Source organism: Micromonospora sp. C51 (genome assembly GCF_018070435.1).
GTDB classification, from domain to species: domain Bacteria; phylum Actinomycetota; class Actinomycetes; order Mycobacteriales; family Micromonosporaceae; genus Micromonospora; species Micromonospora sediminimaris.
In genome coordinates this window covers 1-15,724 of record NZ_JAGPXQ010000076.1, presented here as the reverse complement: position 1 = coordinate 15,724, position 15,724 = coordinate 1, and the positions used below count along the sequence as shown (strand labels likewise).

General features: G+C 67.6%; 7 protein-coding genes and 1 pseudogene. 6 read left to right on the top strand and 2 right to left on the bottom strand.

The genetic code is table 11. The annotated features are described in order from the left end of the window. Window positions 1-132: 132 nt before the first annotated feature. From KBX50_RS32035 to KBX50_RS32010, 6 genes are all read left to right on the top strand, one after another. Window positions 133-969, top strand: a complete 837-nt coding sequence (locus KBX50_RS32035; protein WP_210941579.1) for a helix-turn-helix transcriptional regulator — start codon at window positions 133-135, stop codon at window positions 967-969. Window positions 970-1,121: 152 nt separating this feature from the next. Beyond that, the gene (locus KBX50_RS32030) at window positions 1,122-2,177 is read left to right on the top strand and encodes a trypsin-like serine protease (protein WP_210941578.1); all 1,056 of its coding nucleotides are present in this window, start codon (window positions 1,122-1,124) and stop codon (window positions 2,175-2,177) included. A gap of 118 nt (window positions 2,178-2,295) precedes the next feature. Next, entirely contained in the window at window positions 2,296-2,694 is a 399-nt protein-coding gene (locus tag KBX50_RS32025; RefSeq protein WP_210941577.1) for a carboxypeptidase-like regulatory domain-containing protein, read from the top strand. A 229-nt stretch (window positions 2,695-2,923) separates the two neighbouring features. Then, window positions 2,924-6,853: a ThuA domain-containing protein gene (locus tag KBX50_RS32020; RefSeq protein ID WP_210941576.1), complete on the top strand. Its 3,930-nt coding sequence runs from the start codon at window positions 2,924-2,926 to the stop codon at window positions 6,851-6,853. 172 nt (window positions 6,854-7,025) lie between these two features. After that, complete coding sequence (locus KBX50_RS32015; RefSeq protein WP_210941575.1) at window positions 7,026-7,616, top strand: TetR/AcrR family transcriptional regulator; 591 nt, start codon at window positions 7,026-7,028, stop codon at window positions 7,614-7,616. Between the two features lie 160 nt (window positions 7,617-7,776). Continuing rightward, window positions 7,777-10,935 carry an AfsR/SARP family transcriptional regulator gene (locus tag KBX50_RS32010; protein ID WP_210941574.1) on the top strand — a complete coding sequence of 1,053 codons (3,159 nt, stop codon included), beginning with the start codon at window positions 7,777-7,779 and terminating at the stop codon, window positions 10,933-10,935. Window positions 10,936-11,004: 69 nt separating this feature from the next. Here the strand turns inward: KBX50_RS32010 and KBX50_RS32005 are convergent, their stop codons facing one another. After that, window positions 11,005-12,342: a VCBS repeat-containing protein gene (locus tag KBX50_RS32005; protein ID WP_210941573.1), complete on the bottom strand. Its 1,338-nt coding sequence runs from the start codon at window positions 12,340-12,342 to the stop codon at window positions 11,005-11,007. Between the two features lie 1,938 nt (window positions 12,343-14,280). After that, window positions 14,281-15,724: pseudogene (locus KBX50_RS32000) on the bottom strand (DUF11 domain-containing protein); the annotation flags it as partial.

The window sequence follows — 15,724 nt, the reverse complement described above, 5'->3', positions numbered from 1 at the left end:
GGCCGGGGCGTCCAGAACAGCGAGGCGGCCATTCCTCCCGAGCCATCGCAGGGCAACCCGTCATCAGCCACACCTCGCCGTCCTGGGCATCCAGGGCTCCAACCCCAGACACTTCAACCCTAAGGAGCCGTCATGGACCGTGCTCGACTCGCCGAGTTCCTGCGGAGCCGACGCGAGGCACTACAGCCCGAGGACGTCGGGTTGCCCCGTGGGCACCGCCGGCGGCGTACCGGCGGGCTTCGCCGCGAGGAGGTCGCCGCCCTCAGCGACATGTCGGCCGACTACTACAGCCGGATCGAGCAGCAGCGCGGCCCGCGCCCGTCGGAGCAGATGCTCGCCTCGATCGCCCGAGGACTGCGGCTGTCCGTGGTGGAACGGGATCACCTGTTCCGGCTCGGTGGATACCCGGCGCCGCAACGGATCCGACGCAACGACCACGTCAACCCCGGCATGATGCGCGTCTTCGACGGCCTCGGCGACGTCGCCGCCCAGGTGGTGAGCGATCTCGGTGAGACCCTGACACAGACCCGGCTGGCCAGTGCGCTGCTCGGCGACGAGACCCGGCACACCGGGCTGGCCCGCAGCCTGCACTACCGCTGGTTCACCGATCCGGACACCCGACGCCTCCACCCCGAACCGGACCATCCCGCGCAGAGCCGCACCATCGCCGCTGACCTGCATCGCGCGTACACCCGTGACGGTCGTGACTCGCGAGCCGGGGAGATCGTGCACGCCCTGCTGACCCGGAGCCCCGAGTTCGCCGAGTTGTGGCGCGCGCATCCCGTCGCCGGGGCGTACTGCGCACCCAAGCGCATCCAGCACCCGGAGGTCGGGCTGCTCGAACTGCACTGCCAGGTCCTCGTCGACCCCGACCAGTCGCAGCTGTTGCAGGTCTTCACCGCCGTCCCGGGCAGCGAGAGCCACCACAAGCTCCGGCTCCTGTCGGTCGTCGCCGGTCAGTCGATCTGACTCGCCCGGCGGTGCGCCACGCCGACACGTTGCGCGATCTGTCCGAAACTGAACGTAGTGGTGTCGACGGACAGACACACACGAGTGTGGATCAACCTGGTCGATATAGCTTGCCCATCGGAAGCGTCCAGCTTCGGATGAGGAGGGCTCTCGTGACGTCCACACCGCCCAGCAGAACCCGACCGAGGAGCATCCTCGCGATCGGGATCACCGCCGTCCTGGCGTCGGCGCTCGCCGCCGCACCGGCCACCGCCGCGTCGACCGCCCAAGCCCCGACCGCCGCCGCCCGCGCCGACGTGCACGGCGCGGTCGCCGACTCGGGCGCCGCACCCGCCGCCGTCGCGCTGCCCACCGTGCAGCGCGGCCTCGATGGCGTACGGGGTTCCGGCACCTCCGGATCGGTCGGCACCGGCAAGGCCGGGCCGGGAGGCAGCCGGTTCGACGCTGGCAGCCGTCCCGCCGCGCCCGACGGCGACTCGATCGGCATCCAGAGCGTCATCGGCACCGACAACCGGGTCCGGGTCGACCCGACCACGGTCTTCCCGTCCAGCGCCATCGTGCAGATCGTCCGCACCACCAACGGCAGCACCTGGGGCTGCACCGGCTGGCTCTACGGCCCGAGCATCATCGCCACCGCCGGGCACTGCGTGCATCCGGGCGGCGGCCAGAACGGCGGCGGTGGCAACAACTTCTACCCGCGCGGGGACTTCCAGATCATCCCGGGACGCAACGGGGCGTCGACGCCGTACGGCACGTGCACCGCCACCCAACTCCTCTCGGTCACCGGCTGGACCCAGAGCGGCGACGAGACGTACGACTACGGCGCCATCCGGTTGAGCTGCGCCGCCGGCAACAGCACCGGCTGGTTCGGCATGTGGTGGCAGAGCGCGTCGCTCACCGGCACCGCGACCACCGTCAGCGGCTACCCGTGCGACAAGACCTTCGGCCAGCAGTGGCGGCACGCCGGGCAGACCGTCACGGTCACCCAAGCCCGGCAGGTGTTCTACCAGAACGACACGTTCGGCTGCCAGAGCGGCAGCCCGGTCTACCAGACCCGGGCCGCCGGCAGTTCCTGGTGCGTCGGGCAGTGCGTGATGGCGATCCACGCGTACGGCCTGCACGGCTCCTCGCCACATTCCACAAACAACCACGGCACCCGCATCACGGAGAGCGTCTTCAACAATCTGATCACCTGGCGTAACAGCTGACAGCTGACCCGAGTTGCCGTGCGGGTGGGTCGGCGAGCAGCCGCCCACCCGCACGGGAACCGCCACCGCCTCGGGTACGTCCCAGCTACTGTCCGTCATCGCCAGTGAGGAAGCAGCCATGAGCCGTAAGCGCCTCGGGGTGCTCGCACTCCTGATCGCCGCGCCGTTGCTGATCGGGGCGAGCCTGCTGGCGTTCCGCGGAGACGACCCGGTCTCCGACGACGGGCCGCCGCCTCCGCCGGGTCGAACCAGCCTGACCGGCACCGTGACCGGCACCGTCACCACCCCGGCGGGCGAACCGGTGCGTCAGGCGTCCGTGCAGGTGACTCCGCTTGACGAGCCGGCACCGGCGATCCCCGAGATCGGCGTCCTGACCGGAGACGCCGGCCGCTACGAGTGGCGACTTCCGCCGGGCCGGTACGAAATCGTGGTCAGCACCGGCGAGCAGCACAGTGCACCGCAGACCGCGACGGTGACCACCGACCAGGTCACCCGACTCGACTTCACCCTTCCCTGAACGGGCCCCTGCGACGGGATCCGTCAGTCAGCCCTGACCTGCTGAGATAACGCTCTCACGAAGTTGGCTGAAGAGCTTGACGCACCCGTCACGCAACCGTAACGATGTATGCACATGCCTCACGCTCGCACCGGCGACGGCGCGTTGAGCGGGCCGCGAGCATGCTCAGCTCCACCACCTTCACCCCACCAGGCGTGATCGGCGCACGCCGTCCTCGAAAGGACACACCGTGCGCAGATCTCTGAGATCGTGGCTCGGCGCCGTACTGAGCGCGATCCTCGTGGCCGGCGGCATCGTCGCGGTGCCACCCGCGGCCAGCGCCGCACCGTTCACCGTGCTGGTCTTCAGCAAGACCGCCGGATTCCGGCACGGATCCATCGTCCCCGGCATCGCCGCCATCCAGCAGCTCGGCGCGGCCAATGGGTTCACCGTCGAAGCCACCGAGGACGCGGCCCAGTTCACCGACGCCAACCTGGACCGGTTCGCCGCGGTGATCTGGCTGTCCACCACGGGTGACGTACTCAACGCCACCCAGCAGGCAGCGTTCGAGCGGTACATCCAGGGCGGCGGCGGGTACGTGGGCGTGCACGCGGCCGCCGACACCGAGTACGAGTGGCCCTGGTACGGCGGGCTGGTCGGGGCGTACTTCGCTTCGCATCCGGCCAACCAGACCGCGACCATCAAGGTCGCCGACCAGGTCCACCCGTCCACCGCCGCACTGCCGCAGCGGTGGAACCGGCTGGACGAGTGGTACAACTACCGCACCAACCCCCGCGGCAGCGTGCACGTGCTCGCCACCCTGGACGAGAGCACCTACAGCGGCGGCGGCAACGGGTACGACCACCCGATCTCCTGGTGCCACAACTACTCCGGCGGTCGGGCCTGGTACACCGGCCTCGGACACACCGACGAGTCGTACGCCGAGCCGAACTTCCGTACCCACCTGCTCGGCGGCATCATGAGCGCGGCCGGCGCGGCCGAGGCCGACTGTGGCGGGACCGTGACCAGCAACTTCCAGCAGGTCGAGCTGGCAAAGGGCGCGGCCGAGACGGGCGAGCCGATGAGCCTCACCGTGCTGCCCGACCGGGGTGTCTTCCACACCTCCCGTAACGGCGTCATCCGGCACACCGACGCGGCCGGCAACACCAAGGTCGCCGCCACGCTGCCGGTCTACACCGGCGACGAGGAGGGTCTACAGGGCATCAAGGTCGACCCGAACTTCGCCACCAACCGCTGGGTGTACGTCTTCTACGCGCCACCGCTGGACACCCCCGGTGGCGGGGCGCCGACCACCGGTACGCCGGCGGACTTCGCCCGGTGGGACGGCGTGAACCGGCTGTCCCGGTTCACCGCCAACGCGGACAACACCATCAACCTGGCCAGCGAGACGCTGATCCTGGACGTGCCGACCAGCCGGGGCATGTGTTGCCACGTCGGCGGCGACATGGACTTCGACGCGGCCGGCAACCTGTACCTGTCCACCGGCGACGACACAAACCCGTTCGAGTCGAGCGGGTTCACCCCGATCGACGAGCGGGCCGGCCGCAACCCGGCCTTCGACGCCCAGCGCACCGCAGGCAACACCAACGACCTGCGCGGCAAGGTGCTGCGGATCAGGCCGAGCGCGGCCGGCGGGTACACCATCCCGGCCGGGAACATGTTCGCGCCGGGCACCGCGCGGACCCGCCCGGAGATCTACGCGATGGGCTTCCGGAACCCGTTCCGGATGAGCGTGGACAAGGAGACCGGCGTCGTCTACCTGGGCGACTACGGTCCGGACGCGGGAACCGCCGACCCGAACCGGGGCCCGGCGGGCAACGTGGAGTTCGCCCGGATCGACAAGCCCGGCTTCTACGGCTGGCCGTACTGCACCGCCCGCAACGACGCGTACAACGACTACACCTTCCCGTCCGGCCCGTCCGGCCCGAAGTTCGACTGCGCCAACGGGCCGGTGAACAACTCGCCGAACAACACCGGTCTCACCCAGTTGCCGCCGGCCGTCCCGGCGTGGCTGCCGTACGGCGGTTCCGGCTCCCCGCCGGAGTTCACCGGTGGCGGTCTGTCCCCGATGGGCGGCCCGGTGTACCGGTTCGACCCGGACAACACCTCCGACGTGGCGTTCCCGGAGTACTACGACGGGACGTACTTCGCCGGCGAGTTCGGCCGCCGCTGGATCAAGAACATCAAGCTCGACTCGGCCGGCCAGCCGCTGAAGATCAACCCGTTCCCCTGGACCGGCACCCAGGTCATGGACATGGAGTTCGGCCCGGACGGCGCGCTCTACGTGCTCGACTACGGCACCGGCTGGTTCAACGGCGACGCCAACTCGGCCCTCTACCGGATCGAGTACGCCCGCGAGGGCAGAGCCCCACGGGCGGTCGTCTCGGCCACCCCGACCAGCGGCGTCGCACCGCTGACCGTGCAGTTCTCGTCGGCCGGCACGCTCGACCCGGACGGTGACCCGTTCACCTACGCCTGGGACTTCGACCGCAACGGCACCACCGACTCGACCGCGGCGAACCCGACCTTCACCTACACCACCAACGGCACCTTCACGCCGACCCTGACCGTACGGGACAGCACCGGCAAGGTCGGTACCGCGAGCACCGTCATCACGGTCGGCAACAGCGCCCCGGTGGTCACCGTGAACACGCCGTTGAACGGGTCCACGTTCACCTTCGGGGACGCCGTACCGTTCAGCGTCACGGTCACCGACGCGCAGGACGGCCCGATCGACTGTGCCCGGGTGAAGGTGAACTACGTCCTCGGCCACGACTCACACGGCCACCAGATCAGCAGCGTGCAGGGCTGTTCCGGGGTCATCCAGACCTCGGTCGACGGCGAGCACGACACCGCGGCGAACATCTTCGGCATCATCGACGCCGAGTACACCGACCTCGGTGGCGCCGGTCAGCCACCGCTCACCACGCACGCCCAGGCCGTCCTTCAGCCCCGGGTGCGCCAGGCGGAGCACTTCGGCGACTCGTCAGGCATCCAGGTCGTCACCCCGGGCAGCGCGCACGGCGGCGCGGCGATCGGGTACGTCGACAACAACGACTGGATCTCGTTCCACCCGTACAACCTGACCGGCATCCAGTCGTTCAGCGCCCGGGTCGGTGCCCCGGCGGACGGCGGTGGCACCATCGAACTGCGGGTCGACTCCCCCACCGGACCGCTCGTCGGTCAGGCCACGGTGGCGCCGACCGGCGGGTACGCCACGTTCGCCACGGTCACCGGCGGGATCACCGCCCCGACCGGTACCCGCACCCTCTTCCTGGTCTTCAAGGGCACCGGACCGTACTTCGACATCGACGAGTTCACCCTCTCGACCAGCCCCGGCGGCGGACCCGGACCCGACCCGGAACCCGGTGCCAACCTGGCCCGGGGCAAGCCGGCCCGCGCCTCCAGCGTGCAGGACGCCTTCGTCGCCGGGAACGCCTTCGACGGTGCGATCGGCACCCGGTGGGCCAGCGCGTTCAGCGACCCGCAGTGGATCGACGTGGACCTCGGTGCCACGTACGACATCAACCGGGTCAAGCTGACCTGGGAGGCGGCGTACGGCAGCGGTTACCAGATCCAGACCTCGCCGGACGGGGTCAACTTCACCACCATCCGCACCGTGACCGGCGGCGACGGTGGCGTGGACGACCTCACCGGGCTGACCGGTTCCGGCCGGTACGTCCGGCTCACCGGAACGACCCGGGGCACCGGCTGGGGCTACTCCCTGTTCGAATTCGAGGTGTACGGCGGCACCAGCGGGCCGCAGCCGGGCACCAACCTGCTGCTGAACAAACCGACGCTGACGTCCAGCAGCGAGGGGGCCGGCATGTCCGGCGCCCAAGCGGTGGACGGCAGCCTCACCTCCCGCTGGTCGTCGGCGTTCTCCGACCCGCAGTGGATCCGGGTCGACCTCGGCAGCCCGACCGCGATCGGCCGGGTCAAGCTGAGCTGGGAGGCGGCGTACAGCAGCTCGTACCGCATCCAGACCTCGAACGACGGCACCACCTGGGTCGACGTGAAGACGGTGACCGGGGCCGACGGTGGGGTGGACGAGCACACCGCGCTCGGCGCCAATGGTCGCTACCTACGGATCTACGGCACCGCCCGGGGTACCGCGTGGGGTCACTCGCTCTGGGAGCTGGAGGCGTCCGCCAGCTGAGCCGACCCACCACCGCCGTGGCCGCCCCGGGCACCCGGTCCCGGCCACGGCAGGTCCGGCCCCTGAGCACAGCGGCTCGTCGTCACGATCGAGCGATCAACACCGCCCGATATGCGACATTGATGTCGCAAAAAGCAATAGCGTTGTCGCGGGAGGATGTTAGGGTCCGGACGTGCAGTCAGACCCCGATGTGCCATCGCCGGCACGTCGCCGCACGCGTCAGACGATCATCGAGGCGGCAATCGCCGCGTGGGTCCGCGACCGCGACGCCACCCTGAGCCAGATCGCCGACCACGCGGAGACCCATCGGGCCACGCTGCACCGCCATTTCCCAGGCCGGGCCGATCTACTGGTTGCCGCGATCCGGCACAGCATCGGCGAGATCGTCAGTGCCACAGAGGCCGCCGCCATCACCCAGGGACCGCCGCTCGACGCCCTGAACCGACTCGTGGCCGCCTACCTGGCGGTCGGCGACCGCATCAGGTTCCTGTTCGAGGACCACACCGTCGCCAACCACCCCGCCGTCGCAGAGTTCGCCGCAGTCGACGGCCCGGTCATCGATCTCATCCGTCGGGGCCAGGCGGACGGCACCATCGACCCTACCGCTCCATCGGCCTGGATCGAGCGATCGATATGGGCATTGGTCTACGCGGCCTCCGAGGCCGTCGACGACGGGACACTGGCGGCCCACGAAGCCTTGCCCGTGCTCCTGCAAACTGTCAGTGATGGCATCGTCCGCAATCCTCGGCGCGATTCATCCTAGAACCTTGTCTTGCCGGTCGCGGCGGCGCGGCCAATCGAAATGCGGCCATGGCGGCTCTTTGCTCGTGGCCGTCCGTGCACTGCTCCTCGCGGCGTAGCCGCCAATGTAGGTCCTCCGGGGAGTGTGCCTCAACGGAGTGGGTGTTCCATTGCATGAATCTGTGGACGTCGAGGTGGACGGTGCGGCTGTGCGGGCTCCCGCACACGAGTTCCGCCTTCTGGGGCCGGTCGAGGTGGTCAAGGGCCACGAGCCCATCAAGGTTGGTGGTCCCCGCGAGCGGGGCATACTTGCGATGCTGCTGTTGAATGCCGGCCGCGTGGTCCAGATTGATCAGCTCGTGGAGGCAGTGTGGTTCGATCAGCCACCGCCGTCGACGGTACGTAAACAGGTACAGAACCGAGTGAGTTCGCTGCGGCGGATTCTTTGCTCCGCCGAGGCGGATACCGGCCGTATCGTGGCGCACGGCAGCGGATACGTCTTGCACGTTGATACCACGCAGCTCGACCTGGCTCGGTTTCGTGAGGGTCTTCGGCAGGCGGATTCACTCACCCGTCGGGGCGAGTATCGCAAGGCAGCCGACAATCTGCGGCAGGCGCTAGGGCTGTGGCGAGGGCGGGCGTTGGACGGCCTACCCGGCCCCTCGTTCCAGTTTCAGGCACGTCGGCTGGAAGAGATGCAGGCCCAGGCGCTTGAGCGACGACTCATCCTTGACATGACGCTCGGCCGGCACCGAGAGCTGATCCCGGAACTTGTCTCCGCGACCGCGACGGCACCATTCAACGAAAATCTGTATCAACTGCTGATTGTCGCCCTGTACCTCGCGGACCGAAAGGGCGAGGCGCTAGAGGTTTACCGGCGGGCACGGGCGACGTTATCTCACGAGTTGGGGATCGAACCGGGCAAAGCCCTCCAGGAACTCCATCGCCGCGTCTTGGACGGTGCCGACGTGCTGGGGTGGTTCACCGCCAGCCATGGTGTCCCCGGTACGGTTCCTCAACCTCGACACGGATCGACGAGCGCGGCCACAACCCAGTCTCCGGTACCCCGACAGTTGCCGCCGCCCGCTCCCGGATTCGTTGGCCGCGCGCACGAGATCCGCATTCTCGACGGCATGCTCAACGCGGCCACCGACCCGCCGGTCGTCGTGATTTGCGGAACGGCGGGTATCGGGAAGACTGCCCTGGCGCTGCACTGGTCCCACCATGTCGCCGACCGGTTCCCCGACGGCCACCTCTACCTCAACCTCCGCGGGCACAGCCCCTCGACGACAATGACCACAGTCGAGGCGTTAGGCCAGATGTTGCGCTCGCTCGGCCTTCCACCGACCTCCGTGCCAGAAGATCTCGACGAGGCGACTGCCCTCCTGCGGTCGATCCTCGCCGACCGACGGGCCCTGGTCGTCCTGGACGACGCCGCCTCGGTCGAGCAGGTACGGCCGCTGCTGCCCGGTGGCCCCGGCGCCTTCACGATCGTCACCAGCCGCATTCGGCTGGCCGGTCTCGTCGCGCGAGACGGCGCCAACCTCATGTCGATCGACATCCTTGCCGAGGACGATGCGCAGTCACTCCTGGCGTCCACAATCGGCACGCAGGCCACCTACGAGCCCTCCGAGATGGCCCAGCTGGCACGGCTGTGCGCCTATCTCCCGCTGGCCCTTCGCATCGCCGCCGCGAATATCGCCACCCGCCACGGCACAGTCGGCAGCTTCCTCGCGGCCCTGAGCGATGGCAGCCCGCTGAGCGCGCTGGTCGTTGACGGCGATCCGGACACCGCCGCACGTACCGCTTTCTCGTCTTCCTACCGGCTCGTGCCGGTCGCTGCCCAACGCATGTTCCGCCTGCTCGGCACCATGCCCGGCGACGACTACACCGTGGGCGCGGCTGCCGCCATCGCCGACGTTTCCGACGAGGAGTCAGCGCGCCTGCTCAACGTTCTGCACACCGCCAGCTTGGTCAACAACGGCGCCCCGTCCCGGTACCGCCTCCATGACCTGCTACGACACTTCGCGACAGAGCTGGCGACAGACGACGAGAGCAACGCAGCCTTCGAGCGCCTCGCCACGTGGTACCTGTCCCGAGCCAGGGCAGCAGCCAGGGCGCTCTACCCGCAACACACGCGCCTGCCACCATCCGCCGACGAGGTCGCTGGCCAGAGCTTCACCTTTGCTGGCAACGCAGCCGCCCTGACGTGGTTCCACCTGGAGTGGGCGAATATCACCTCGGCGATATCGACTGCCGCGCAGCGCGGTCATCCCATCGCGTGGTACCTCGCCGACCCACTGCGGGGCTACCTCGCCCGGCAACTCCATATCCCCCAGTGGCGGGCGATGTGCGAGACGGTCAGGCAAGCCGCCGCCCAGGCGGGTGACACCGCAGCCCAGGCAATGGCTCACCTCGGTCTGTCTCACCTGCACCACTGCCTCGGGCGGCCACGGCACGCTGTTCGTGAGCTGGAAGAGGCGGCGGCACTGGCAACTCGGGCCGGCTGGCGCGACGGGCTGGAGACCGCGCTGAACAACCTCGGCATCGTCCACGCCGAGTGGGGCAAGCTCGTCAAGTCCATCGAGTATCAGGTTGAGGCCGTCCGCCTGAGCGGGGCCCGTCCCAACCGGCCTCAGCACGCACGCGTTCTCAACAACCTCGGCGTCTCCCAGCGACTCCGAGGACGGCCCGACCTTGCGATCCGGTATCTGCGCCAGGCGGAGACCATCTACGGCCGCTTCGACGCCGAAGACGGGTTGGCAAACACGTTGGAAAGCCTGGGACGGTCCTTCCTGGACCTCGGCGACACCCATACCGCCGAGCAGGCGCTGCGCCGCGGGCTGGCCAGCAGCCGGGCGTGCGGAAACCGGCATCTCGACACCGACTGCCTCGTCGGCCTGGCGCTCGTACGACTGCAAACCGGCGACCTCGACCGTGCCGAGTCGCATGCATCAGAGGCGCTACGGATCGCGACCGAGTTGGCAGAACCAAAGCGGATCGCCGACACCTGCAACACTCTCGCCGCAGTGCTCCTGGCGCGGTCCGACCGGCACGGTGCACTGGCCTTGCACCAACGCGCGCTCAGCATCGCCGTTCAGGCAGACGCCCAGTATCAGACGGTCGTCGCGATGGCCGGAATCGCGGCGACACGACACGCGCTCGGCGAGATTGACGACGCCCGCGAGGAAGCGCTGAGAGCCCTTGCCGCAGCCACCGAGACGGGCTATGACGGCCTGCTCGGCCAGATCCGGGCTCAACTCGCCGCGTTCGACCACGTCCAGGCGACTGCTCATCGCCTACCGTCCGCCGGCGACGCGACGAAGTCGAGTGTCAGGTAGCCGCCGGCTCCTCGGACCGGACGACCCCGGGAAGCGTGGATCATCCCACGCCCCCCGGGGCTGGTGTGGTTAGAGGTAGATACCGGTGAGGACCAACCGGTTGTTGGACCAGGAGAAGTTGGGGTTCCCGCCGGAGTTCCAGAAGACGACGACGTTGCCGTTGTCGCGGACCTGGCTCACGTCGCCGAGGCCGTCGTTGTTGAAGTCACCGACGCCGATCTGTCGAGGGCTGGGGATGCCGGTGAGGACCAACCGGTTGTTCGACCAGGAGAAGTTGGGGTTCCCGCCCGAGTTCCAGAACACCACCACGTCACCGTTGTCACGAACCTGGAGCAGATCAGCGAGGCCATCGCCGTTGAAGTCACCGACCCGAACCTGGCCGGCGTTGGGGATACCGGTGAGGACCAACCGGTTGTTCGACCAGGAGAAGTTGGGGTTCCCGCCGGAGTTCCAGAAGACCACGACGTAGCCGTTGTCACGGACCTGGATCACATCAGCGAGGCCGTCGCCGTTGAAGTCACCGACCCGAACCTGGCCGGCGTTGGGGATACCGGTCAGCACCAACCGGTTGTTCGACCAGGAGAAGTTGGGGTTCCCACCCGAGTTCCAGAACACCACCACGTCACCGTTGTCACGAACCTGGAGCAGATCAGCGAGGCCATCGCCGTTGAAGTCACCAACCCGAACCTGGTCGACGTTGGGGATGCCGGAGAGGACCAACCGGTTGTTCGACCAGGAGAAGTTGGGGTTCCCACCCGAGTTCCAGAACACCACCACGTCACCGTTGTCACGGACCTGGAGCAGATCAGCGAGGCCGTCGCCGTTGAAGTCACCGTACTGAATGCGATCCGCGCCGATGCCGTGGCCCCCGCTCCACCAGGAGGTTTCCTTACGGGCGCCGGGCCAGCTGAAGCTGAAGTGGATGTGATCGGTGTGGCAATCGCTTGCATCACCAGGATTGCAATCGTATGGCCGCCACCCCTCAGACGCGCGACTGGCACTCCAGATCCGCTTGTTCCAGATCAGGTACATGATGCCGAAGCGCCGGGCGAGAGCGTGCGCGTTTCCGTGCCGGTCGGTAGCGAGCAGCCAGTTGAGGATCTCGTTGGCGCGTGCGTTCTGGGTCGAGTTGTTCGCGTTCAGCGCGAAGTCGAGTGCCCGACCTTCCTTGTGCTCGCTGGGACCTCCGTAACTACACGGCCTGTCAATGTTCCAGTTGTGGTGGCCGTAGTGTCCTACAAGCAGATCCTTGAAGCCCACCACACCCGGCTTCGCGGTCGGATCGCAGGTGGACTGGCTCACCAGTGGCGCCAGTGGCTCGATGGCAGGCCCGAAGTCCGGGGTGGGCGGCGGCGCGGCCCACGCCGGCCCGCTGATACCGAGCAACGAACCCGTCGCGACAAGCACGGCTGCCAAACCGGTCAGCAGTATCTTGCGAGCCCCGCGACTACGAGTGCGAGATAACACGCTAGCTCTCTCCTTCTCTTCGGTGGCACGAGCGAATGACGGCAGACGTTGAGGACCCCGCCCGGTTTCCGGACGACATCACCTGTTGTCACGGATGTGGCCGCCGCACTTGAAGTCCCCGTCCTGTATGCGATCCGGACGATCTGGACTGTGCGCCGACCGCAGCGCGCTGGCGATGACACTCGCAGCCGCCATCCCCGGACCGTCACCAGTCCGTCACCACTCTCACCACGAGAACGTCCCCCGCCCGTCCGACGATCATGGGCCAGTGGGCCTGGACCGACGCCCTACATCCGTTACTCGCTCTGGCCGACCGGCAGTCCACGTCGCTCACGGATTGCCTGCATCTCGTCCTTGAACCCACGGCGCTTCTCCTGCTGCGCCGTCCCCGCTCAGCTATGTCGGCATGGCTGGGGAGCGCCGGGGCAAGGGCATCAAGGACCGTCTCACGGCCTACCACCGCGCAAGGCCGCCGTCAGCGGACTCGGCGAGGCAGCCCTCGACCGCGCCCTCGCTGACGTCGAGTGGCTACGTGAGCGAGTGGCTGAGGTAGAGGCGGGACACCCCCGGAGGGCGACCTCCTGGGCTCAAGAGGCCATCCATCACGCCGACCTTCACATCAGCGGGGCAACAACGCCTGACAGAGAAACCGCCGTCGCTGATTGTCGTCGACATCGAAGCCTTTACGTCCTCTACCCAGGCATGATTTGATGCTCGTGCCGAGCTGGTTACAGCTTGAGTGAGCCCTTCACCGCACGACGCACTGGCGAGGACTGGCTGTTTCATCTGCTACCGCTCGGCCACACATCGGTTACTAGACCCTGGCGGAGTGGAAATGCGTCGCGCTGCAACGACACTGAGTGCTGCCCTGCTGATGTCGTTCGCTCTACTTGTTCCTTCATCCGCAGCACAAGCCGACCCCTGTGGGGCCAGCAGCTGGACTGTCGGAGAAACCCAGTACCTCACCTACCGGAACTGCGGCTCAAGTTATACGTGGCGCAAGGGCCACATCGCCGGCTCGTGGGGCAGCTGCTTTTACATTGCCCCCGGCACAACCGACTACCTCAAGATTAAATACGCGCCCGACGGAAAGCTCCAATCCTGGGGCGTCGCTTGGTGCTGACCGGCCAGCACGGACAACGATGCAGGACATCGCCTCACCGCCGACGCGAACTCCGTCAGTACGCTCGACAGGACCAAGTCGGTCCCGGCGAAACTGAGACCACACGCGGAACGCCCGGCCGGCCCTGACGGACCGACCGGGCGTTCTCGCTGTCAGGAGCGGTGGCGGCGGGATTTGAACCCGCGGAGATAGCTGTGGCTACTTGCTTGGCTACTCTCCTCAACCGGAACGACGAAGGGCACCCGCCATGTCCGACGAACGCCCTGATCGTGAAGGGTGGAGCCGAGGGGACTCGAACCCCTGTCGCTACGTATCGCGCAGTAATGGCTATTTGATCTTGAGCTGTGACCATCGATGTGACCACACTCAGTGTGGGAGGCGTCGTGCCACCCCGTCCGGCCACCGCTGCCCGCACCGGCCGGCGGTCCGAAGTGGCAGATGTTGCCGACATCAGCAGGTACAGGCACATGAACACGTCGCCGACGACATACGCCGCGACGACCTCCGTCGTCCGTGGCAGGTAGGTGGCACCCCGCCGGTCCATGCCCTTACGTCACATCCCAGGTGATCAGCCCGGCCGCGTCCGCGCAGCAGCGACGCCGACACCCTCCACTGGGCGCCAGTCAGGTCGTGCCGCCTCGTCACCGCTATGGCGGCCGCGAGGTCTCCGGTATTCAGGTTCTTGGTGAACCCTCTACCGGAGACCTCGCTATCTATCGATCACCTACACGCCGCACCCGACTTCGAGACACTGCCTAGGCGGTTTGGCGCCTACGCCGGGCCAGCCGGTGACTCATCACGATGAGCACTCCACCCAGGCCGAGCGTGGTCAGTGCGATCGCGGCGTAGATGGAGATCCGGCTACCGGTAACGGGCAAGATGCTCTTACGGACCGTAATGCTTGCCGAGGCAGGAGAGCCTGCACCGCTTTCGATCGAGGTGGCGGCCGTCGTATTGACCTTCTTCCCCGCAGTCTTGCCGGTGACGTTCACCGACACCGTGCAACTCCCGTTGGCCGGCAGGGTCGCTCCGGCCAGGCTGATGCTGCTGCCGCCGGAAGTCGCGGCAATCGTTGCGGAGGCGCAGTTGGTCTGCGCGGCGTTGGGAGTGGCGACCACCAGCCCCGAGGGAAGGTTGTCGACGAAACTGACTCCGGTCAGCGACATAGCCGGGTTGGGGTTGCGGAGGGTGAAGCGCACTGACGTCGTCCCGTTGAGGGGGATGATGTCATCCCGGAAGGCCTTGACGATCGTCGGTGCCGCGACAGCGCCGACTGTGATGCTTGCCGAGGCGGTAGCACCTGGGCCGCTCTCGTTCGAGTCCACCGGACCGCTCGTATTTGACTTCGTTCCGCTGGTCGTGCCGGTGACGTTCACCGAGAACGTGCAGCTCTCGCCAGCCGGCAATGTCGCATCGGCCAGCCGGATACTGCTGCTACCGGCGGTCGCGGCGATCGTGCCACCACCGCACGAGCCACTCAAACCGTTGGGAGTGGCTACCACCAGCCCCGCAGGAAGGTTGTCGACGAAGCTGACCCCCGTCAACGACGTACTCGCGTTGGGGTTGCTGACGGTGAAAACCAATGAGGTTGTCCCGCCAACCGGAATGGTGGAATCGTCGAAAACCTTCGAGATCGTCGGCGCCGCGACGACCTCCGCGACGACCGTGACACTCGCCGAGGCGGGCACGCCCGGACCACTCTGGACCGATGTGACGGCAGCGGTGGTATTGACCTTCGTTCCGGTGGTTGTGCCGGTGACATCGACTGAGACGGTGCAGCTTGCGTTGGCCGGCAGGCTAGCGCCGAAGAGGCTGATGCTGCTGCCCCCGGCAGTCGCGGCGATCGTGCCGGAGGCGCAGTCGGTTTGCGCGCCATTGGGAGTAGCGACCACCAACCCCGCAGGAAGGTTGTCAACGAAACTGACACCGGTCAGCGTCGTGTTCGCGTTGGGGTTGGTCAGGGTGAACTCCAGCGCCGTCGTTCCGTTGAGCGGAATGGTCGTGGCACCGAAAGCCTTGGCGATCGTCGGTGCCTCCGCAACCCTGACGGTGATGCTCGCCGCGGCGGGCGTACCCGGGCCGCTCTCGTTCGAGTCCACCGGACTGCTCGTGTTGACCTTCGTGCCACTGGTCGTACCGGTGACATCCACCGAGAACGTGCAACTCCCACCAGCCGGCAACGTCGCACCAGTCAAGCTG

Bases quoted from the DNA above. Each gene is read 5' to 3' on its own strand.
- KBX50_RS32025 (WP_210941577.1), top strand. From the start codon at position 2,296: ATGAGCCGTAAGCGCCTCGGGGTGCTCGCACTCCTGATCGCCGCGCCG.
- KBX50_RS32035 (WP_210941579.1), top strand. From the start codon at position 133: ATGGACCGTGCTCGACTCGCCGAGTTCCTGCGGAGCCGACGCGAGGCA.